14 protein-coding genes and 1 tRNA gene are annotated in these 20,151 nt (G+C 70.4%); 2 read left to right on the top strand and 13 right to left on the bottom strand.

Annotated elements, in window-relative coordinates; genetic code table 11:
* Positions 1–119: 119 nt before the first annotated feature.
* The 6 genes from ABN028_RS15895 to topA form a co-directional block, all read right to left on the bottom strand.
* Positions 120–1,427: a site-specific integrase gene (locus ABN028_RS15895; protein ID WP_349697098.1), complete on the bottom strand. Its 1,308-nt coding sequence runs from the start codon at positions 1,425–1,427 to the stop codon at positions 120–122.
* A gap of 104 nt (positions 1,428–1,531) precedes the next feature.
* Positions 1,532–1,605 (bottom strand) — tRNA-Thr (locus ABN028_RS15890).
* A gap of 76 nt (positions 1,606–1,681) precedes the next feature.
* Positions 1,682–3,286 (bottom strand): alpha/beta hydrolase, encoded by a 1,605-nt coding sequence (locus ABN028_RS15885; protein WP_349697097.1) that lies wholly within the window; start codon positions 3,284–3,286, stop codon positions 1,682–1,684.
* A gap of 106 nt (positions 3,287–3,392) precedes the next feature.
* On the bottom strand, positions 3,393–4,706 hold the full coding sequence (locus ABN028_RS15880; protein WP_349697096.1) for a DNA polymerase III subunit delta': 1,314 nt from the start codon (positions 4,704–4,706) through the stop codon (positions 3,393–3,395).
* A gap of 106 nt (positions 4,707–4,812) precedes the next feature.
* Positions 4,813–7,137: a dTMP kinase gene (tmk, locus tag ABN028_RS15875; protein ID WP_349325675.1), complete on the bottom strand. Its 2,325-nt coding sequence runs from the start codon at positions 7,135–7,137 to the stop codon at positions 4,813–4,815.
* A 172-nt stretch (positions 7,138–7,309) separates the two neighbouring features.
* Positions 7,310–10,192 carry a type I DNA topoisomerase gene (gene topA / locus ABN028_RS15870; RefSeq protein ID WP_349697095.1) on the bottom strand — a complete coding sequence of 961 codons (2,883 nt, stop codon included), beginning with the start codon at positions 10,190–10,192 and terminating at the stop codon, positions 7,310–7,312.
* Between the two features lie 572 nt (positions 10,193–10,764).
* Between topA and ABN028_RS15865 the strand changes: the two genes are divergently transcribed.
* Entirely contained in the window at positions 10,765–11,709 is a 945-nt protein-coding gene (locus tag ABN028_RS15865; protein ID WP_349697094.1) for a CapA family protein, read from the top strand.
* A 51-nt stretch (positions 11,710–11,760) separates the two neighbouring features.
* Here the strand turns inward: ABN028_RS15865 and ABN028_RS15860 are convergent, their stop codons facing one another.
* Positions 11,761–12,525, bottom strand: coding sequence for an ArsR/SmtB family transcription factor (locus ABN028_RS15860; protein ID WP_349325678.1), 765 nt, complete (start codon positions 12,523–12,525; stop codon positions 11,761–11,763).
* A gap of 66 nt (positions 12,526–12,591) precedes the next feature.
* Between ABN028_RS15860 and ABN028_RS15855 the strand changes: the two genes are divergently transcribed.
* Positions 12,592–13,131: a hypothetical protein gene (locus ABN028_RS15855; RefSeq protein ID WP_349697093.1), complete on the top strand. Its 540-nt coding sequence runs from the start codon at positions 12,592–12,594 to the stop codon at positions 13,129–13,131.
* A gap of 35 nt (positions 13,132–13,166) precedes the next feature.
* On the opposite strand, the gene ABN028_RS15850 is transcribed toward ABN028_RS15855, so the two are convergent.
* The 6 genes from ABN028_RS15850 to ABN028_RS15825 form a co-directional block, all read right to left on the bottom strand.
* Entirely contained in the window at positions 13,167–14,282 is a 1,116-nt protein-coding gene (locus ABN028_RS15850; RefSeq protein WP_349697092.1) for a M28 family metallopeptidase, read from the bottom strand.
* Positions 14,283–14,291: 9 nt separating this feature from the next.
* Complete coding sequence (locus ABN028_RS15845) at positions 14,292–15,986, bottom strand: DUF7059 domain-containing protein (RefSeq protein WP_349697091.1); 1,695 nt, start codon at positions 15,984–15,986, stop codon at positions 14,292–14,294.
* Positions 15,987–16,046: 60 nt separating this feature from the next.
* On the bottom strand, positions 16,047–16,187 hold the full coding sequence (locus ABN028_RS15840) for a hypothetical protein (protein WP_349697090.1): 141 nt from the start codon (positions 16,185–16,187) through the stop codon (positions 16,047–16,049).
* Positions 16,188–16,272: 85 nt separating this feature from the next.
* On the bottom strand, positions 16,273–18,597 hold the full coding sequence (locus ABN028_RS15835) for a sodium-translocating pyrophosphatase (protein ID WP_349325682.1): 2,325 nt from the start codon (positions 18,595–18,597) through the stop codon (positions 16,273–16,275).
* A 390-nt stretch (positions 18,598–18,987) separates the two neighbouring features.
* A complete protein-coding gene (locus ABN028_RS15830) occupies positions 18,988–19,785 on the bottom strand; it encodes a maleylpyruvate isomerase family mycothiol-dependent enzyme (RefSeq protein WP_349697089.1) in 798 nt (265 codons plus the stop codon).
* Positions 19,782–20,135, bottom strand: coding sequence for an STAS domain-containing protein (locus ABN028_RS15825; protein ID WP_349325684.1), 354 nt, complete (start codon positions 20,133–20,135; stop codon positions 19,782–19,784). The genes ABN028_RS15830 and ABN028_RS15825 overlap by 4 nt, the downstream gene beginning before the upstream one ends.
* Positions 20,136–20,151 lie beyond the last annotated feature (16 nt).

Below are 20,151 nucleotides of genomic sequence, written 5' to 3'. Positions count from 1 at the left end.
AACCGGTTCAGTAAGGCCAGCCTCGCTGGCCGGCTGTGCTGCTGGGCAGGTGTGGTGTCGGGTTGGTCGGCTTGCTCGCCGCATCGATGCAGGGCCTGCTGTTCGCCATCGGCATCTGTTCACTCTCCGCTCCGCAGAGCCTTGTTCTTCAAACCAGTTGGCGGAGGCGACTCTTCGAATGTAAGGCGTGGAGCGCGAGCGGCTAGAGCCTCGGCGGCGCGCTGGTCGGACTCGTCTCGCCAGGCGGAGTAGAAGCGCAGCGTCGTCGAGCCGCCGCCGGCGTGACCGAGGCGGCCGGCGACGGTCCGTGGGTCGACGCCGGCAGCGATGAGCTCTGTGGCCGAGTAGTGCCTCAGGGCATGGAAGTGGGTCTCGATACCGAGCCTCTTGGTCAGGCGGCCATACCGCTGCGTCACGCTGTCCGGGCGGATCTGGGTCGAGCAGTCTGCTGAGAGCGAGAAGACGAAGGCGTCCGCTGGGATAGACAGGTCCAGGGCCGCCGCCCGCTCCTCGCACCGCGCCCGATGTGCCTTGAGGATCTCCACGGTCGCTGAGTCCAGCGCGAGACGGCGGCGTTGGTGGGTCTTGGTGTCCTTCTCGTACATCTGACCACCAAGCTGGGCGATGCTGCGGTGCAGCGTCACCACAGCACCTGGCATATCAAGGTCACGCCACCGGAGCCCGCTCATCTCTCCCCGGCGTGCTCCGGTCATCATGGCCAGCCACACGAGCACGCCCCAGTCGGGGTCCTTCCACGCCTCGTTCACGACCCTGGCCGCTTCCTCGGCGGACGGCGGGTGCGGGTCGGGCTTCGGAACCGCGGGCGGCTCGGCCTGGTCCACGGGGTTGACCGAGATCCAGCCCCACCGCACGGCCCGCTTCAGAGAGCCGCTCAGAATCGAATGGACGACACGAATGCTCCCGGCCGACAACGGCGTGCACGAATGTGGTCGGCACCGCTCGTCGCACTCGTGACGTCCACTAGTCCGATGCTCCGTGTACTTCCGGCCGTGGCAGTGCTCCCGGCATCGGCGAAGCTGGGCATACAGCGAGTCGATCGTCTCGGCGTCGAGCTTGCCGACCTCGACCTTCCCGATCGTTGGGCGGATGTGCTTCTCTATCTTCCCGACGTAGCCGGCACGCGTCGTCCGCTCGAGCTCCACCATCTCCAGCCAGCGGTCGAGAAGCTGGTTGACCGTCGCCCGGGTTCGGGGGTTCCGTCGCTCGTCGAGCTGCGCGAGCAACTTGGTGCGTTCCCTCTCCGCCCGCTTGGCCGCATCTCGACCCGCTGCGATGGTCCGGCGCAGGTAGTACGGCCGCTTCGTCACTGGGTCAACACCGGCGTAGACGCGCACGCGGTAGCCGCCGCTGGGGAGCTCCTCGATGTTCCCCCGCTGGCGTCGCTGACGACCGTTCGTCCGTGCCATGGCGCGCAGTCTAAGCACACTTATGCCACGAACCATGCCACGCGACACGCCGACCGCGTGTGACTTGGGAGGGTCTAGGCCGTCTGACCTGGGCTGATAGTGGGAGCCGCCTGTGGGAATCGAACCCACGACCTACGCATTACGAGTGCGTCGCTCTGGCCGACTGAGCTAAGGCGGCTTGCACCCGAAGGCACGGCCGTTGAGCATACCTGGCGGGCGAAGTGATCACGGATTCACCCCGCCGTGCCGCCTGGTCAGGCCGGGCAGTGGGTGCCGTTCCTGGGCGGCTTACCGTCGAGGAGGAACGCCTCCACGGCCCGGTCGATGCAGGTGTTGCCCTGCATGTACGCGGTGTGCCCGTCGCCGTCGCGGCTCAGCAGGACGCCGGCGTCGAGCTGCTCAGCCAGGCGTTCGGACCATTCGTACGGCGTGGCCGGGTCTCGGGTCGTGCCCACCACCAGGATGGGGCGGGTCCCGGTCGCCTTGATCGCCGCGGGTTTGCCCGTCGGCTTGACGGGCCATTCGGCGCAGGTCAGGGAGCCCCACAGGATGAACGAACCAAACCGGGGCGACGCCTTCTCGAACGCCGGCTCCTCGGCCCGGGCCTCCGCGACGGATGTCAGGTCGGGCCGGTCGAGGCAGTTGACCGCGAGGATCGCCTCGCCGGAGTTGGACCGGTATCGACCGTCTGGCCCACGTTCGGCGTACTCGTCTGCCAGCGCGAGGAGCCGGCTGCCGTCGCCGTCGAGGGCGGAGCCGAGGGCGGTACGCAGCCGGGGCCAGTACTCCTTCACGTACAACGGCATCACGATCCCGGTGGTCGCGAGCGCCTGGGTGAGCTGGCGGGACTCCCCCGTCGGCAGCGGTGACCGATCGGTCCGGGCGAGCAAGTCGTCGAGTGTGCGGTAGGCCTCTTCGGTCGTGGTGCCGAGCGGACAGCCGGACCGGCGTACGCAGTCGGTGATGAACGCACGCAGCGCCACCTCGAACCCCTTGGCCTGCTCCAGTCCGAGGTCGCGTGCGGTCAGCGTGGGGTCGATGGCGCCGTCCAGCACCAGCCGCCCGGCCCGCGACGGGAACAGCCCGGCGTAGGTCGCGCCGAGGAACGTGCCGTAGGACTTGCCGAGATAGGTGAGCTCCTCGTCGCCGAGGGCGCTGCGCAGGATGTCCATGTCGCGGGCGGCGTCGACGGTCGACACGTGCGGCAGGAGTTCTCCACTGCGGGTCTCGCACCCGGCGGCGAAGCGGCGGGCGATGGAGAGCAGGTTCTGCTGCTCCGCGGCGGTGTCGGGCGAACCGTCAGCGGCGAGGTAGGTGTCCATCTCCTTGTCGCTCACGCAGTCGACCGGCGTGCTCTGTCCGACGCCGCGCGGATCGAAGCCCACGATGTCGTAGCGGTCGAGCACGGGGCGGCTGATCACGAACGGCGCCGCCGCTGCGTACTCGATCCCCGACCCGCCCGGGCCGCCGGGGTTCACGACCAGGGAGCCGAGCCGGTTGTCGTTGTCCCGGGCTCGGACCCGCAGGACCGCCAACTCGATCGAGTCGCCCTCCGGCTCGGCGTAGTCGAGTGGGACCTCGAGCGTCGCGCACTCGAACGACTCGCCGGAAGCACACGACTGCCAGTCGAGCCGCTGTTCGTAGAAGCGCATCAGATCAGCGGGTACGCCCGACGGCACCGGCGCGGGCTGGTCGTCGCGGGGAGCAACCGTGGGCTCCGCGGGTCCCGCGCCCGAGCCCGCTGACCCTTCACGTCCGGCGTCTGCCGCCTTGGGTGCCAGGGCGCATCCTGCCAACAGCGCGTAGACGATCAAGCCCACCAGAGCCGCGACGGCACCTGCACTCCGCGTACGTCGCACTCACGTCACCCTTCTGCCGCGGCTGGCGGCTGCCTGGTCGGCTGCATTGTCGCCCCTGGTCGACGGCATGTGTCGCCCTGGTCGGCTGGTCTGTCTGCCGGCAACCCTACGGGCCCTGCCGGCTTGAACTCTGCCGGCTTGAACTCTGCCGGAGGGAACTCTGCCGGAGGGAGATGAGCATCGACTCCATGGCGAGGAGAGGTGCGACGTTGGCCGTGATCGCCTCTCGACACGCGAGGATCGCGTCGATGTGCCGGAGGACCTCCTCCGGCGGCGTCGTGGCAGCGCGCGCCTCGATCTCGGCGCGCAACTCCTCGTTGACGAGCGGGGCACCGGCCTGCATCGCCACGACCAGGACGTCGCGGTAGTACGCCACGAGGTCGAGCAGCGCCCGGTCGAGCGAGTCGCGCTGGAACCGTTTGGCGCGTACCTTCTGCTGGTCGTCCAGCTCCTTCTGCACCGACTGCAACTGGCGCGACCTGCCCCGCCCGCCGCGGTTTCCTGTGGACATGCCGTACGCATGTTCCCGCTCGGCCTTCTCGGCGGCGTCGAGCTCGGTGGTCGCTGCGCGGGCCTCGTCGGCGGCCAGCCGCACCAGGCTCGCGGCCGCGTTCATGCAGCCGGCGAGGTCGCCGAGTTGGCGGGGAACGGCGAGGACCTGGGCCCGGAGTTCGCGAACCTCCGGCTTGGTGGCGAGCGCCCTGGCGCGGCCGATGTGGCCCTGGGAGGCGCGGGCGGCAAAGCTGGCGAGCTCGGCGTCGACGTCATACCGACGCCGCAGGACCTCGGCGACCGCCTCGGTCGGAGGAGTACGCAGGACGAGCAGCCGGCACCGCGAGCGGATGGTGGGTACGGCGTCCTCGACGGTGGGGGCGCACAGCAGCCAGACGGTACGCGCGGCCGGCTCCTCGAGGCTCTTGAGCAGGGCGTCGGCCGCCTGTTCGGTGAGCCGGTCGGCATCCTCGACGACGAGGATCTGCCAACGCCGCCCGACCGGAGACATCGCCGACTTGCGGACCAGCTCGCGGATCTCGTCGACCCGCAGCGACAGCTGGTCGGTGCGAATCAGGGTGACGTCGGGATGCGTACCAGCCAGGGCCGTACGACAGGCAGAACACTCGCCGCACCCCTGGCGTTCACACTCAAGGGCTGCCGCGAACGCCCGCGCGGCGTTGGACCGGCCGGATCCTGGCGGGCCGGTGATGAGCCACGCGTGTGACATCCCCGCCGCCGAGCCAGCCCGGCCCGTGTCGGAATCCGCCGAACGGCCGGCGATCCGGGCAGCGGCCGCCTGCGTGGCGGCGCGTAGCGCGGCGATCGTCGGCTCCTGGCCCACGAGGTCGGCCCACACTCCCTCACCGGCAGCCACCACGTCGGCAGCGTCGGTCAGCGGGCCTGCTTCGGGCACCGGCCCGCTCATGGGACCTCCTTCGTCGGCTTCATGCCCAAGGTGCAGTGCGGATCCTCGGACCCGGACACCGAGCAGGCTAGACCGGCTGACTGTTGGGTGACCGCACGTGGTTCGGTCATGTCTGTGCCTCTCGGCCGCTCGACGCGCGCTCCTGAGCGATCCGGCTGCGGGTACGAAGCAGGTCGTTGCGCTTGCCGGGCGAACCCTCGCCCTCCGTACCACCCTCTCCGCCGGCCTCGGCCGGCGCACCATCCTGGGCGGGGGCACCGCCCTCAGCCGGCGCGCCATCCTCGGGCTGTGCACCATCTGCAGCGGACCCGCCGTTCGAACCGGTCGTACGCGCGTCGCCGGCCGCTGTCGCACTCACCTCGGGCACGCCCGCGCCCTCGGCCGTGGCCGAACCGGTGGTCTCTCGTACGCGGAGATCGACCAGCAGCGGCTCGACCCGTTCTCTGATCCGGGCCGCTATCTGGTCGGGTGGCGCGGTCGCGTCGAGGACGAGGTACCGGTCGGGGTCGAGTGCGGCGAGGTCGAGGAAGTGCTGGCGGGCGCGCTGATGGAACTCCAGCGGTTCGCGTTCGAGCCGGTCCGGCGGCCCGTCGCCGCGGGTCAGCCCCACCTCGGGCGGCACGTCGAGCAGGACGGTCAGATGTGGGCGTAGGCCCTCGGTGGCCCAGCGGCAGAGCCGCAGCACCTGCTGTTGGCTGAGGTCCCGCCCGGCTCCCTGGTAGGCGAGCATCGTGTCGACGTACCGGTCGGTGATGACGACCGATCCCTCCTGCAGCGCCGGGCGGATCATCGTGTCGACATGCTCGGCCTTGTCGGCGGCATAGAGCAGCGCTTCGGCCCGCGCGGAGATGTGGCCGCTGTGCAGGAGCAGCTGGCGCAGGTCACGCCCGACGTCCGTGGCGCCTGGTTCGTACGTCACGACGACGCCGAACCCCTGGGGTTGCAGCCAGTCGGCGAGCAGCCGCGCCTGGGTCGACTTGCCTCCGCCTTCGCCGCCCTCGAGCGCGATGAAGAGCCCGACGTCGGAGGACACGCCCCGGTCGTAGCCGGAGAACACCGCCCGGACCTCGCGTGTGAGGGGGACGCCGGCGCGGTCGTCCATCTGTCGGTACGACACGACGCCGATGACGGTGGCGGCGATGCCCGCGAGGAGGAACGTGATGGCCGCGCCGTTGTAGGTCAGGCTGGCCCCGCCCGGCAACTCCACCCGATGGGCACCGATCGAACCGGCGATCGCCGGGGCGGCGGCGAGTACGGCGGCGAGCGCGATCTTGGTGAGGCTCTGGACGAACGCGAAGGTCCGCCCGCGAATCGAGTCCTCGACCTCCAGCCCGAGCAGGGTGTAGCCGTTGATCCAACTGATTCCGGCGAACAGACCGAGGAGCACGGTCAGGAACGCCACGAGCACGAGGTTGGGCAGCACCGCGACGGCCGTGAGCGCGATGCCTGCCGCCGTGAGGGAGAGGCCGAACATCCGCCGCCGCGACAGGCTCGGCAACAGCCGCGGCCCGATCGCCATCCCGGCGGAGAGGCCGAGGAAGAGCGCACCGAACAGGACGCCGTAGCCGGCTTCGGCACCGCCGAGGTCGGAGACATAGGTACGACCGAGCCCGATGACCACGCCAGCGGCGGCGAACGCGCCGACGACGCCGATGACGAGTCCGCGGATGAGCCGGTTGTTGGCGACGAACTGCCAGCCCTCGACCACGGCACGGATGACGGACGGCTGCTCCTCGGCCTCGTGCGTCGTCGGCCGGCCGGACACTTCCCGGAGCCGGGCGACGACGATGGCACCGACGAGGAAGGTCGCTGCGTTGAAGTACAACGCGAGGTCGACCGAGTCGGTGAAGATTCCCAGCGTCGCGGACAGTGAGCTGCTCACCAGCGCCAGGACCGTGAACAGCAGTGCGGCCGGCAGGGCGGAACCGTACGTGGTGGCAAGGGAGATCTGGTTGGCGGCGGCGAGTCGTTCGCGGGGTACGAGGTTGGGGACGGCGGCGTCCTTTGCCGGAAGCCACACGAGGCTGACCGCTTCGATCAGGACGGTCGCGACGAACAGCCACCACAGGGTGCCGACGACGGGGATCGACGCGAACAGCGCGAACCGGATGACGTCACCGACGACCAGCGTCCAGCGCCGGTCGAGCCGGTCGGCGATGTAGCCGCCGAGCGGTCCGACAATGACGGCCGGCAGCAGGCGCAGCAGCAGGACACCGGCGATCGCGAAGTTTTCCGCGCGGTAGTCGCCCTCGGCGAGCTGGCCGGCCATCGCCGTGAGCGCGAGCAGACCCAACCAGTCACCGAGGCTGGACAGGCCCAAAGCGATCCACAACGTGCGGAACGGGGCGATCCGAAGAACCGCGCGCAGGTCCTGCATGGACCCCGAGGTGCCGTGCGCGCCTCGGCCGGTGGATCGCTCTCGCTCAGACACTCGGCCAGCCTAACCAGGGTGTGACGACCTGCTACTCGACACCAACGTAGCCCCGCCCACCGACCACCCTGCGTGTTTTCGGTCGACGAGTCGGGCAATGTCTGACAACCCACGTCCAGCCCACTTCGGCGACGTCCGGCTCAGGAGGCTTGACCTGGCTTCGCCGAAGCCGTCAGCGCTTCTTCGCCGCGGCCTTCTTCGTCGCCGACTTCTTGGCAGTGGTCTTCTTCGCTGCCGACTTCTTCGGCGCCGCGGCCTTCTTGGTCGTGGAGGACTTCTTGGTCGAGGACTTCTTCGTCGCCACCTTCTTCGACGCGCTCCGCTTCGTGGCCTTCTTGGCCGTACGCCGACGCGGGCTCGGACCCTTGGCCCGCTTCTCCGCCAGCAGGTCGGCCGCGCGTTCGAGGGTGACGGACTCCACCTCGTCGTCCCGGCGCAGGGTCGCGTTGGTCTCCCCGTCGGTGACGTACGGACCGAATCGGCCGTCCTTGATCACCACCGGCTTGCCGGTCTCGGGGTCGTCGCCCAGCTCCCGCAAGGGCGCGCTCGCCGCTCCACGCCGCCCGCGCGTCTTCGGCTGCTTGAACAGCTCGAGGGCACCGTCCAGCGTGACCGTGAACAGCTCCTCCTCCGCACCGAGCGAGCGGGAGTCGCTGCCCTTCTTGACGTACGGGCCGTAGCGGCCGTTCTGCGCGGTGATCTCCTCGCCGCTGTCCGGGTCCTTGCCGAGCGACCGCGGCAACGACAACAGCCGCAGTGCGTCGTCGATCGTCACCGTGTCGAGGCTCATCGACTGGAACAGCGACGCCGTGCGCGGCTTCGTCCCCTTGGGGACGTCCTCCGGCAGGACCTCGGTGACGTACGGCCCGAAGCGGCCCGCCTTGGCGACGATGGTGCGTCCGCTGTCGGGTTCGACACCCAGTTCGTGCTCGGCGCCGGCCGGCTGGCTCAGTAGTTCGCGGGCACGTTCGAGGGTCAGCTCGTCCGGCGGCAGGTCGTCGGGGACGTTCGCCCGCTTGCCTTCGCCGTCCTCGACGTACGGACCGTACCGGCCGACGCGCACCGCGATCCCGTTGGTGCTGCCGCCGTCACCGTCTCCGTCGGCGACGAAGAGCCGGAACGTCGAGATCTCCCGCGCGTCGATCTCGCCGAGCTCGGTGACGAGGTGCTTCAGCCCGTCCTCGCCGTTGCCGAAGTAGAAACGGGCCAGCCAGGTCTGCATGTCCGACCCGCCACGGGCGATCTCGTCGAGCGCGTCCTCCATGCTGGCGGTGAAGTTGTAGTCGACGAGGTGGGCGAAGTGCTGCTCCAGCAGCCGTACGACCGCGAACGCCAACCACGTCGGCACCAGCGCGGTGCCCTTCTTGTAGATGTAGCCGCGGTCGAGGATCGTGCCGATGATCGAGGCGTAGGTGGACGGCCGGCCGATCTCGCGTTCCTCCAGCTCGCGCACGAGGGTGGCCTCGGTGTAGCGGGCCGGCGGCCGGGTCTCGTGTCCCTCGGGAGCGACCCGGGTCGGCACGAGCGTGTCACCCTCGACGACGTTCGGCAGCCGCCGCTCGGCGGAGTCGGTCTCGGCGGTGGGTTCGTCGACGCCTTCGACGTAGGCCTTCAAGAAGCCGTGGAACGTGATGACCTTGCCGGACGCGCTGAACTCGGTATCAACGGACCGGCCCCCATCAAAGATGGGGCCCGCCCCCGCCACAGTGCCGGCTGAGGTGGTCGGACCGGCTGGAGCCTCGGCCTGTGCACCCACCCGGATCGTCACGCTGCGGCCCTGGGCGTCGCGCATCTGCGAGGCGACGGTGCGCATCCAGATCAGTTCGTACAGCCGGAACTCATCGCCTCGAAGCCCGGTCTCGGCCGGTGTGCGGAAGCGGTCACCGGAGGGCCGGATCGCCTCGTGCGCCTCCTGCGCGTTCTTCACCTTGCTGCGGTAGACCCGCGGCGCGTCAGGCAGGTAGTCGTTGCCGAAGAGCTGCCGCACCTGTGCTCGTGCCGCCGAGATCGCGGTCTCGGACAGCGTGATGGAGTCGGTACGCATGTAGGTGATGTGGCCGTTCTCGTACAACCGCTGCGCCACCTGCATGGTGCGGGCGGCGCCGAAGCCGAGCTTGCGGGCGGCCTCCTGCTGCAGCGTGGTCGTACGGAAAGGTGCGTACGGCTTGCGGGTGTAGGGCTTGGACTCCACCCCGCGGACCGTGAACGTCGAGGACCCCAGCCCGCTTGCCAGCGCGGTCGCCCGGGCCTCGTCGAGGTGGACCACCGTGTCGCGCGAGGAGTCCTTGAGGCCGCCGTCGGAACCGAAGTCGCGGCCGACCGCCACCCGGCGCCCGTCGACGCTGACCAACCGGACCGCCAGCGCGCGCGGGTCCTTCGTCTCGCCCGCGTCGAGGTCGGCCACGATGTCCCAGTACGCCGCCGCCCGGAACGCCATCCGGTCACGCTCGCGATCGACCACCAGCCGGGTCGCGACACTCTGCACCCGGCCGGCCGACAGGCGCGGCATGACCTTCTTCCACAGCACGGGAGACACTTCGTAGCCGTAGAGGCGGTCGAGGATCCGGCGGGTCTCCTGCGCGTCCACCAGATGGTCGTTGATCGAACGCGGGTTCTCGACGGCCTGGTTGATCGCCTCCCGCGTGATCTCGTGGAAGACCATGCGGTGGACGGGCACCTTCGGCTTGAGCTCGTCGAGCAGGTGCCACGCGATCGCCTCGCCCTCGCGGTCCTCGTCTGTCGCGAGGTAGACGGCACCGGCGTCGGAGACGAGGTCCTTCAGGCGCTTGAGCGTGGGCTTCTTGTCCCGCGGTACGACATAGAGGGGTGCGAACCCCTGGTCGACGTTGACGCCGAGCCGGGCCCACGACTCCCCTTTGTACTTCGCGGGTACCTCGGACGCGCCGCCCGGCAGATCGCGGATGTGGCCCACGCTCGACTCCACGACATAGCCCCGGCCGAGGTAACCGGCGATCGTCTTCGCCTTGGCAGGCGACTCGACAATCACGAGCCGGGGACCGTCCTCGGTCGACGCGGAAGTCTTCTTGGCGGGCACGTTATACCTCTCTTATGTCCCTATCTGTGCGTCCGGGCAATGGTGCTTCGTACGGGTCGTGCCGTGGCGCGGCCCGCTAGACGGTAACCGTACGGCGGCCGGCAACGTTGCGCGGGTGCCTCTTTCGTAGTTGCCCGTTTCGTGGCGACCTGAATATCGAGACCCCACGCTTACCCACGTCAGAGCCCCTTTTTCACACCCCGGAGTACGACCGAGTACGACGTACCACGCGAATGCGGCCAACCAGGATCCCACGACCTACCATGCGAAGAGTGAGGGTACGTCGGGCCGCAACCCCACGCACACTCGCTGTCCTCTTCGTGGGAAGTCTGTGGCTTTTTGCGACGATGCTGGCGAGTTGTTCGGCGGGGTTGTCAGAGCCGACTGGTGACCGCGCAGGGACGCCGGGTGGGTCGGCATCGGCGGCGGACTCGACGCCCGCCGACGGATCGCGACGCCCGTCGGCCGGCACGTCGAGTGGTGCTTCGGGCCGTGCGTCGGGCGACGGGTCACGACCTCCCGCCACGTCGACTCCTACGTCGAGTCCGCACCCGACTCCACCGACCGTCACCGTGGCGGTCGCGGGCGACCTCATGCTCGGGCGTCGGGTCGGACAGCGGCTCGCGCAGGCCGGTGACCCCGCGGCCGTGTTGCGTCCCACCGCCCGCCGGCTCGCCCGCGCCGACATCACCGTCGGCAACCTGGAGAACACTCTGTCCCGGTTGGGGTCGCCCACCCAGGGCGGCGACTCGTTCGGGGCGTCTCCGCGGGTACGGGCCGGGCTCCGACTCGCCGGCTTCGACGTCCTGTCGCTCGCCAACAACCACCTGGGTGACTACGGATCCCGGTCGTTGGTGGAGACGGTCCGGCTGGTCCGCGAGGGCGGGTTCGTGCCGGTGGGTGCGGGTGCGAATGTGGCCGAGGCGTGGCGTCCCGCGATCGTCGAACGCGAAGGGGTGACCTTCGGGTTCCTTGCGTTCAACGCGATCGGTGAGACACCCCGTGCCGGGCCGGACTCCCCAGGCGCGGCAAGCGTCGCGATGGCGCCACGAACCGGACCGCTGAGCGCCGTCGACCTGGCGCGGGCGACGTCGGCCGTACGTACGTTGAGGCGTGAGGTCGACGTGGTGGTCGTGCTCCCGCACTGGGGCGACCAGTACACCCATCGACCGGTGCCCGACCAACGCCGGGTCGGACGCGCCCTCATCGACGCCGGAGCCGACCTGGTGGTGGGCGGGCACCCGCACTGGGTTCAGACCGCTGAAGTCCACCGCGGCCGGCCACTCGTCCATTCGCTGGGCAACTTCGTGTTCGACATGGACTGGAACAGCGAGGTCCGGGAGGGTGTCGTCCTCGAGGCGACGTTCGCGGGGGCGCGGCTCGTGTCGGCCCGGTTCGTTCCGTACGTCATCGGCTCCGACTTCGCTCCCCGGTGGGTGTCAGGCGGCAGAGCGCGGGCGATCCTGGCCGACCTGGGCCCTGGCGCCGCGCGGATGAGGGGACCCCTCGCCCCATAGGTTCGTGGCAGGGGCACCCTCACTCAAAGCACGCTCGCCACAGGGGCACCCTCACCCAGGTCCTGGGGCGACTCCATCCGGGTCGAGGGGCGCCGCACCGTCGAGGGTGGACGAGTCGAGGTCGGCGACGTCGATGGCGAACATCTCGCGCACGCCGGCCACCCCACCAGGTGTGATGAGGAGTCCGCGGCCGGCGGTCGTACGCCGGACCCAACCGCAGTCCAACAGGGCCGCCAGCACAGCCGCCCCGAGCGCGCCGGCGAGGTGGCTCCGGCGCTGCGTCCAGTCCAGACACGGTCGGGCGAACTGCCGTCGGGCGTTCCGGCAGGCTTGCACGTCGACTCCCAACCGGGCGAACGCCGCATCCCCGTCCGGACCGACCTCGTAGCCGGCGCCGCTGCCCTGCAGACCCGGCACCAGCCACTCGCGCCCGACCATCCGCTCCAGGACAGCGACACCAAGCGCCCCGGCCAGGTGGTCGTAGCAGGACCGGGCCGTACGGAACGCCCGGGATCCGTTGGCCTGGCGCAGCGACTTCACCGGTGTCGTGGGACAGATCAGCGCCAGCGCCTCGAGGGCCTCCGCCACGTGGGCCCCGGCCAGTTGGAAGTACCGGTGGCGGCCCGCGTTGACCACGGCGAGCAGGCCACCGTCGACGAGGGCGGCGAGATGTTCGCTGACCGTGGATGGGCGTACGCCGGCCAGCCGGGCCAACTCCCCCGCAGCCAGTGGCCTGCCCTCCATCAACGCATCGACCACGGCGGACCGTGCCGGGTTGGCCAGCAGTCGCGCCACCGCCGCGAAGTCTGTCGCCATCCGGTCCAGCGTAGTGCGAGGACAGTTCGGGCCGTCCCGAAGTGTTGTGTCCTTACGGTTGCCGGCATGGACCCGATCACCCCACCCTCGCCGAACGAGCACGGCACATCCACCGGCACATCCACCGGCACATCCACCGGCACATCCACCGGGATCGGCGCCGACAATCCCGGCGTGGCGGTCGCCGCCGGAGTCGACCGCACTCTCGCTTTCGCGCGCACCTGGCTCGCGTGGGACGGTCGGCCCCGCGTCGCCGAAGGCGGGGAACGCCTCTACACCCCGCACAAGGCGATCCGCCGCCACACCCATCATCTGGTCGACCACCTGGCCGAGATCGAGGCGCTGCTCGGCGGACACCCGACCCGGACCGACGAATGGCGGGCCAGCACCGTCACCGTCGCAAGTGACTGGGCAGTGTTCACCGAGGCCGACCGGGACGAGGCCGAGCAGTGCCTGCGCCGCCTCGGCGACCTCTACGTCCACCGGCTGGCCGCGGCGGGACCGGCCGAGTGGGACAAGCCGCGTGACCCGAACTGGACGCTCCGGCAGATCGCCGAGCACGTGGCTTCGCCGTGGTACGCCGAGCAGGTCGGAGACCTCAGCTGAACTGCCCCTGGAGGCCGCCTGTGGGAGGTTGGCTGTCACCGGGAGCGGAGCCACTCCCACACCAACCGCCCGCTGCGGTCAAGCGATGACCGGCTGACGGCACTCGGTCGGTCGGCCGCGCTGTGGTAGCCGGAGAACGGGTTACCCCCGACCCGGGCCGCCGCGATTCCCGCCTTCTCGAACGACCAGTGGTCGCTGGACTGGTTGGTGCCTCGGGTGACCGGTACGCCGATCCGCCGCGACGCCGCGACGAGCGCCCGCGCGACGGTGTACGGGGCCCGACCGCCGGTACGGATCCGCACCGACTCCCCGACTCCCACCCGGTCCAGCGACACCATCTCGCGGATGGCACGGCGTTGCGCGAGGGGCAGTGTGCGTACGTAGTGGCGGGATCCGAAGTGGTGCCACGCGTCGCCGGGACCACGCGGCTCCTCCGCACCGAACGCGACGAAGAGGACCGGCAGCGCCGGCACGCGCGGTTCATCCCCGGCCGCTCCCCCTCTACCTGGTGGTGCCGTGCCGCCGCTCGCGACCGCGGCCAGGCGGGCCAGCTCGAGCATGACCGCGACACCGGACGCGTTGTCCTCCGCCCCGGGCGCCTGGGGCACGGTGTCCAGGTGCGCCCCCACCACGCGGTGCGGCCGGAGCGGGTCGAACCCGGGCAGCGCCGCGATGACGTTGTGGGTACGCCCGGACGGGACACGGATACCCCACGAGATTCCGGCAGGTACGCGGAGCGGTTGGCGTACGACGTCATAGCCAGCGACGCCCAGGGCATCGGCGACCACCTGGGCAGCCCGGCCGAACGCGGCCGACGTGGCCTCGCGCGGGCCGATCCGACCGGCCAGCAGCTGGACGGTCTCCCGCGCGGAACCGGCATCGAACACCGCCGGAGCCGATGGTGTCGCCGCGGTAGGCGACACCGCTGCGGTCGGCGTCGTGGGGGCGGCGGTGTCCGGCGAGGTCGGGGACGGCCGGCCGCTCGACGGACTCCGTGTAGCCGTCGGCGTCCCGGAACCCCTCGGCGTTGTCCGACCGCCAGCGTCTCCACCCGGTCCGTCGGTGCCCTCGTCGCGGCAGCCGGCGACGGCGACCGTGAGCAGCCCTGCGGTCCAGGCCGTCCACGTCGTACAGAAATCGCGCCGTCGCACGCCTGATGTCTAGCCCACCACCACCGAAACCGAAAGATAGCCCTCGAGGATCAGCTGGCGGATCCGGGGCACCAGCCGGGAACAAAGCGCGCTCTCGTCGTCCTCCAGCAGTGTGGCCAGTGCGCCGATGATCTGCCCGGTGGTCATCGACCCGTCACAGGCGCCGACGAACCCCGCCTCGGCCGTGTCAACCTGTACCGCCCGGCGCAGCCCCGACCGCTGCCGGAGTACGACATACTCCGGATGCGCCGCACCCGGTCGTCCCCACTGTTCCTGGTCGACGTCGGCCGCGACGCGCAACCGGGCCGACATCAGCAGATCGTCGTCGTACGCCCGCATCAGGTCGACCGTCTCGAGCCATCGGGTGACCTCCTGGCCCAGCGGTTGCGCGACGGGTCCCGTCCACTCCTCCACCCAGGTCTCGCGGGCGCCGGGCGTACTCGCGCGCAGGTGCGTGCCCAACGCCTCGTCGACCGCGGACGGCGCCAGGGAGGCGGCACCGGAACCCTCGCGCTGCAGGGTGATCCAGCCGTACCCGATGGCCTCGACGTTCTGCGCCTCGAACCACGCGAGCCACTCGTCATAGCGTTCGCGGTAACCGGGGGCTCCGTGCCCGCCGGCGTCCTTGAGCCACAGCTCGACGTACTCAGCCGGGTCGGTGACCTCGCGCTGCACGACCCACGCGTCGCAGCCGGTACGCAGCCAGCTGAGCAGCCGCTCCCGCCAGTCCTCCTCGCGGACGTGCATCCAGCTGGCGAGGATCTGGCAGACACCGCCCTGCGCGAGGTAGCGCGGCGCCTCCGCGACGATCCGCCGGCACACCTCGTCGCCGGCGAGCCCGCTGTCGCGGTAGACGAGTCCGCCGCGCGGGGAGATGACGAACGGCGGGTTCGACACGATGAGATCGAACCGCTCACCGTCGACCGGCTCGAAGAGGTTGCCGTGGCGGAACTCCAGCTGGGCTGGATCTTCGTCGCGCTCGTCCCCGCCCTGCGGGTCGGCCACCGAGATCCCAGCCAGGCCCGCGCTCAGGCGGGCCATCGCGAGCGCACGCGGGTTGACGTCGGTCGCGACGATCCGGCCCACGTGGCTCGCGAGGTGGAGCGCCTGGATGCCGCAGCCGGTGCCGAGGTCGAGCGCCCTGCCGACCGGGCGGCGTACGGTCAGCTGCGCCAGCGTGGTCCCGGCACTGTTGACGCCGAGCACGTGGTCCGGTGGGACGCCCGGCCGCGCGCCGTCCATGCCCGGTGTGAGGTCCGCGACCACCCACCAGTCCGTATCGGTGGCGCCGGCCGCGCCTGCCGCGCCCGGGACGGCGCGCGCCCCGGAGCTGCGAGCCTCGGAGGAGGTGCCGGCGGGGATACCGGTCGCTCCGTACGGCCGGATGTCGACGAGCGCGCACACCTCACTGCCGTACGCATGCAGGATCCCGGCGGCGACCAGCGGCGCGAGGAGTTCCGGCAGCGCCCTCTCCGCCTGGGTCCGTGCCACGGGTACCTGCAGCAGCCACAGCCTTGTCAGCGTCGCGAGTGGTCCACCGCCGGCGGTCGCCCGGAGCCCCGGTGTGGTCTCGTTGCGGTGCAGCGCGGCGAGGGCGAGCGGCCCGAGCAGGTCGTGTACGCCGTCGACGGTGTAGCCGACGGCTGCCAGGTGCTCCCGGAGCCGGGCCACGACATCCGAGGACAGGTCATCCATTGGTCGCATCGAGGGAAACGTACCCGGCCAGGTCAGCCTCGCGAGTGTCCGGACCGCCGTCGGGGCTGATCAGAACTGCCCTGCGCCGAGGTTCACGCCCGCGTCCTCCTGGGCCCCACCCACTGCTGCGGCGACCCGAGCGCCAGGGCGGCGGCCGCCCGGGACGCAAATGACCACGCTGAGCAGGTCCCTGGTACCAGGCACAGGCATGGGCTCATGGTCCTGGTCCTCAGGCATGCTCAGCGTGGTCATTGAACGCGCTCGCGACTGGGTGAGCGTCAGCCGCGCAGCTCACTCAAGGGCCGGCGACCGGTTCGGGGTGCTTGTCGTTCTCCTCCGACGCGCCGATCGCGATCGGCCGACGCTTGGAGACCGTGACCGCGGCGACGACGACGAGCACCGCCGCGACCGCGATACCCACCCGCAGAGGTGTGTTGGCGCCCGAGCCGACCGAGAGCTGCACGATGGCCGGCGCGATGAGGACCGCGACCAGGTTCATCACCTTGATCAGCGGGTTGATCGCAGGTCCCGCGGTGTCCTTGAACGGGTCACCCACGGTGTCGCCGATCACCGTCGCCTCGTGTGCGGCCGAACCCTTGCCGCCGTGCGTACCGTCCTCGACCAGTTTCTTGGCGTTGTCCCACGACCCGCCGGAGTTGGCGAGCAGGATCGCCATCAAGGTGCCAGCCGCGATCGCACCGGCGAGGTAGCCGGCGAGTGGGCCGACACCGAGGCCGAAGCCCACCGCGATCGGCGCCATCGCCGCCAGCAGACCCGGGGTGGCCAGCTCGCTGAGCGAGTCCTTGGTGCAGATGTCGACCACCCGGCCGTACTCGGGCTTGCCGGTGCCGTCCATGATCCCCGGGATCTCGCGGAACTGCCGGCGCACCTCGAAGACGACGGCACCTGCCGCGCGGCCGACCGCGTTGATGGCCAGACCGGAGAACAGGAACACCACGGCGGCACCGAGGATGAGCCCGACCAGGACGTTCGGTGAGTCGACCGAACGTAGGAACGCCGAGCCACCCGCACCGACCTGCTCACCGACGGCGGTCAGCGTGGTCGATACCGCGTCGTTGTACGACCCGAACAGCGCCGTCGCCGCCAGCACGGCCGTAGCGATCGCGATGCCTTTGGTGATCGCCTTCGTGGTGTTGCCCACCGCGTCGAGCTCGGTCAGCGTCCGTGCGCCCTCGCCGTCGACTTCGCCCGACATCTCGGCGATTCCCTGCGCGTTGTCACTCACCGGGCCGAACGTGTCCATCGCGACGATGACGCCGACCGTCGTCAGCAGGCCACAGCCGGCGAGCGCGATCGCGAACAGCGAGACGATCACCGAGCCGCCGCCGAGCAGGAAGGCGACGTAGACCGCGCCACCGATCACCAGGGCGGTGTAGACAGCGGACTCCAGTCCCAGCGCGAAGCCGGAAAGGATCACCGTGGCGGCACCTGTCAACGACGTCTTGCCGACATCCTTGACCGGCCGGTGCTCGGTGCCGGTGAAGTAGCCCGTGAGCGAGAGGATCACGCCGGCCAGCACGATGCCGAGGACGACCGCGCCCGCCGCGATGAGCCGCGGGTTGCCGTCGAGTGCCGCGATGCCCTCCGACACGCCGGACAGGGCCGCGAACGACGACGGGAGATACAGGAACGCGGCGATCACACACAACACACCGGAGACCACCGCGGAGATGTAGAAGCTCCGGTTGATGGTCCGCAGGCCGTTCTCGCCCTGGCGCGGCTTGGTGATGTAGACACCCAGCACCGCTGTCAGCGCGCCGAGCGCGGGAACGATCAGCGGGAACACCAGGCCGTGCTCGCCGAACGCTGCCTTGCCGAGGATGAGCGCCGCGACGAGCATGACGGCGTAGGACTCGAACAGGTCGGCGGCCATGCCCGCGCAGTCGCCCACGTTGTCCCCGACATTGTCGGCGATGGTCGCGGCGTTGCGCGGGTCATCCTCGGGGATCCCCTGCTCGACCTTGCCCACCAGGTCGGCGCCGACGTCAGCGGCCTTCGTGAAGATGCCGCCGCCGACCCGCATGAACATCGCGAGCAGCGCGGCACCGAACCCGAAGCCCTCCAGCACACTCGGTGCGTCACCGCGGTAGAGCAGCACGACGATCGCGGCGCCGACCAGACCGAGGCCGACCGTCGCCATGCCGACCGTGCCGCCGGTACGGAACGCGATCCGCATGGCCGGGTCTCGCCCCTCCGTCTGGGCGGCGGCGGCCACCCGGACGTTGGCGCGGACCGCCAGCCACATCCCGAGATAACCGATGAGGGCGGAGAAGCCCGCACCCACCAGGAAGAAGAGGGACCGTCCGATCCGGATGTCCCAGTCGCCAGGCAGCAGGAACAGGACGAGGAACACCAGAACGGCAAAGCCGGCAAGCGTCTTGAACTGCCGGTTCAGGTAGGCGGAGGCACCTTCCTGGACACCTCGGGCGATCGTCTGCATCGTCGCGGTGCCTTCGCTGGCGGCGAGAACCTCGCGCCGGAAGACCGCACCCATGACGAGTGCAACCGCGCCTATGCAGGCGACGGCCACGACCAAGCCGAGATTGCCGCCACTGAGCGAGACGGCGTCCCCCTCGGCAGCGAGTAGGAACGCGGACATTCGTCCTCCTTGACGGGGGCTTCCTCGGTCCCCTTCGTGGCGCCCCGACGTACGGGCCGTACGGACAGATCAACCGGATCCGAGGGCGAACCGGCTCCGGACCGGTGGGGCGGGACTTCGCGCGGATGCCGCGCCTGCACGTCACCGCCCCAGCCGGGCGCAGACATGCCCTCGGGGTTCAGGCTCCGTCCGTACCGTAAGGCTCAACACCGGCCAGCAGCGTCGGAGGCACATGGACAGCTGGCGCCACCGGAGTTCAATCCGGGGCGGGCCGGAGTCTAGCGTGCCGGCACCACCCCGGATGGACCTGACCCCCGTCGGGAGTGTTGCGGGGGGTGACGGTCCGCTACCAGGGACGACGTGTTACCGCAGACCGGTCGAGTGCTCTGATCAAGGGGTGAGCGCGGACGCCAGGAACCGCCGGGCCACGTCGGCGTCGCCCTCGACCGTGAGCTGATCAAGGTCGAGGCGCTTCCACAGTGCCAGCAGCAGGTCGACCGCGCCGCCGCGGATCTCGGCCACCACCGGGCCGCCAGCGCCGGGCTGGGGCGCGCCGCCGAGATGCGGTCCGGTGATCTTCGGAGCGGTGTCCGGACAGGGGGCGAGCAGCCAGAGCTCGGGCCGATCCGTGCACCTCAGCGCCAGCGGCCCCGCCAGGTCGGGGTGACGCTTCGTATACGCCGCGACCCGCGGCAGCCACACGTCGAGCACCTCACCGATCCCGTCCACGGCGAGCCCGGCGTCATAGTGCGGCGTACGGCCGAGCGCGGACTCCGCATCGACCAGATGCATCGCAAGCTCGTGCGCCTGCCGGCGGGACCAGTACGCCGCGACCCGGTAGCCGCGCTGGTGGGTCCAGCACGCCTGGGCCGGATCGGTTCGTGCGAGCGTTTCGAGAAGCAGGCGTACCTGCTGGTCGTACCACTCGGTCAGCTCCGCGCCGGTTGGCGGCGTGGCTGGGGTCACACGCTCCGGCCGTTCGGCAGCCCCGCTGGCGACGATGGACGCCGCCCACTCGTGGACAGCGCCCAGATGAGCCACCAGATCGCGGAGCGTCCAGCCCGGGCAGGTGGGAACGGGCGTGTCCTCCGGCCCGACCCGTACCGCCGCCTGCAGCTCAGCGGCCGCGGTACGGATGAACGCCTGGTACTCGCGCGGCGTGAACGATCCGTACGGCTGATCCGTCATTCGCCGGGCGCGGGCGAGGCCGTAACCGCCTCGTCTACCGAGTCGTGGATCGGGAACACCTTCGTGAGGCCGGTGATGCGGAAGATCTTGAGGAGCCGCTCCTGGGTGCAGACGATGCGCAGCGAGCCGTCATGGGACCGCACCCGCTTGAGGCCACCGACCAGCACACCGAGCCCGGTCGAGTCGAGGAAGTCCACACTCTCCATGTCGACGACGAGGTGATAGTGGCCGGCGTTGACCAGCTCGACCATCTTCTCCCGCAGCCTGGGCGCCGTGTAGACGTCGATCTCTCCGGCGACCTCCACCACCATATGGTTCCCTGTGGGGCGGTTCGAGAGGGAAAGGTCCACGAACTCCTCCAGCACT

Source organism: Actinopolymorpha sp. B17G11, assembly GCF_040196095.1.
GTDB lineage: Bacteria > Actinomycetota > Actinomycetes > Propionibacteriales > Actinopolymorphaceae > Thermasporomyces.
This window is presented reverse-complemented; position numbering and strand designations above follow the sequence as displayed.

Excerpts from the sequence above, each read along its gene's own strand:
- ABN028_RS15895 (WP_349697098.1), bottom strand. The coding sequence starts at position 1,427 with ATGGCACGGACGAACGGTCGTCAGCGACGCCAGCGGGGGAACATCGAG.
- ABN028_RS15835 (WP_349325682.1), bottom strand. The coding sequence starts at position 18,597 with ATGTCCGCGTTCCTACTCGCTGCCGAGGGGGACGCCGTCTCGCTCAGT.
- ABN028_RS15880 (WP_349697096.1), bottom strand. The coding sequence starts at position 4,706 with ATGAGCGGGCCGGTGCCCGAAGCAGGCCCGCTGACCGACGCTGCCGAC.
- ABN028_RS15845 (WP_349697091.1), bottom strand. The coding sequence starts at position 15,986 with ATGCGACCAATGGATGACCTGTCCTCGGATGTCGTGGCCCGGCTCCGG.
- ABN028_RS15860 (WP_349325678.1), bottom strand. The coding sequence starts at position 12,525 with ATGGCGACAGACTTCGCGGCGGTGGCGCGACTGCTGGCCAACCCGGCA.
- ABN028_RS15840 (WP_349697090.1), bottom strand. The coding sequence starts at position 16,187 with ATGCCTGTGCCTGGTACCAGGGACCTGCTCAGCGTGGTCATTTGCGTC.
- ABN028_RS15855 (WP_349697093.1), top strand. The coding sequence starts at position 12,592 with ATGGACCCGATCACCCCACCCTCGCCGAACGAGCACGGCACATCCACC.
- ABN028_RS15830 (WP_349697089.1), bottom strand. The coding sequence starts at position 19,785 with ATGACGGATCAGCCGTACGGATCGTTCACGCCGCGCGAGTACCAGGCG.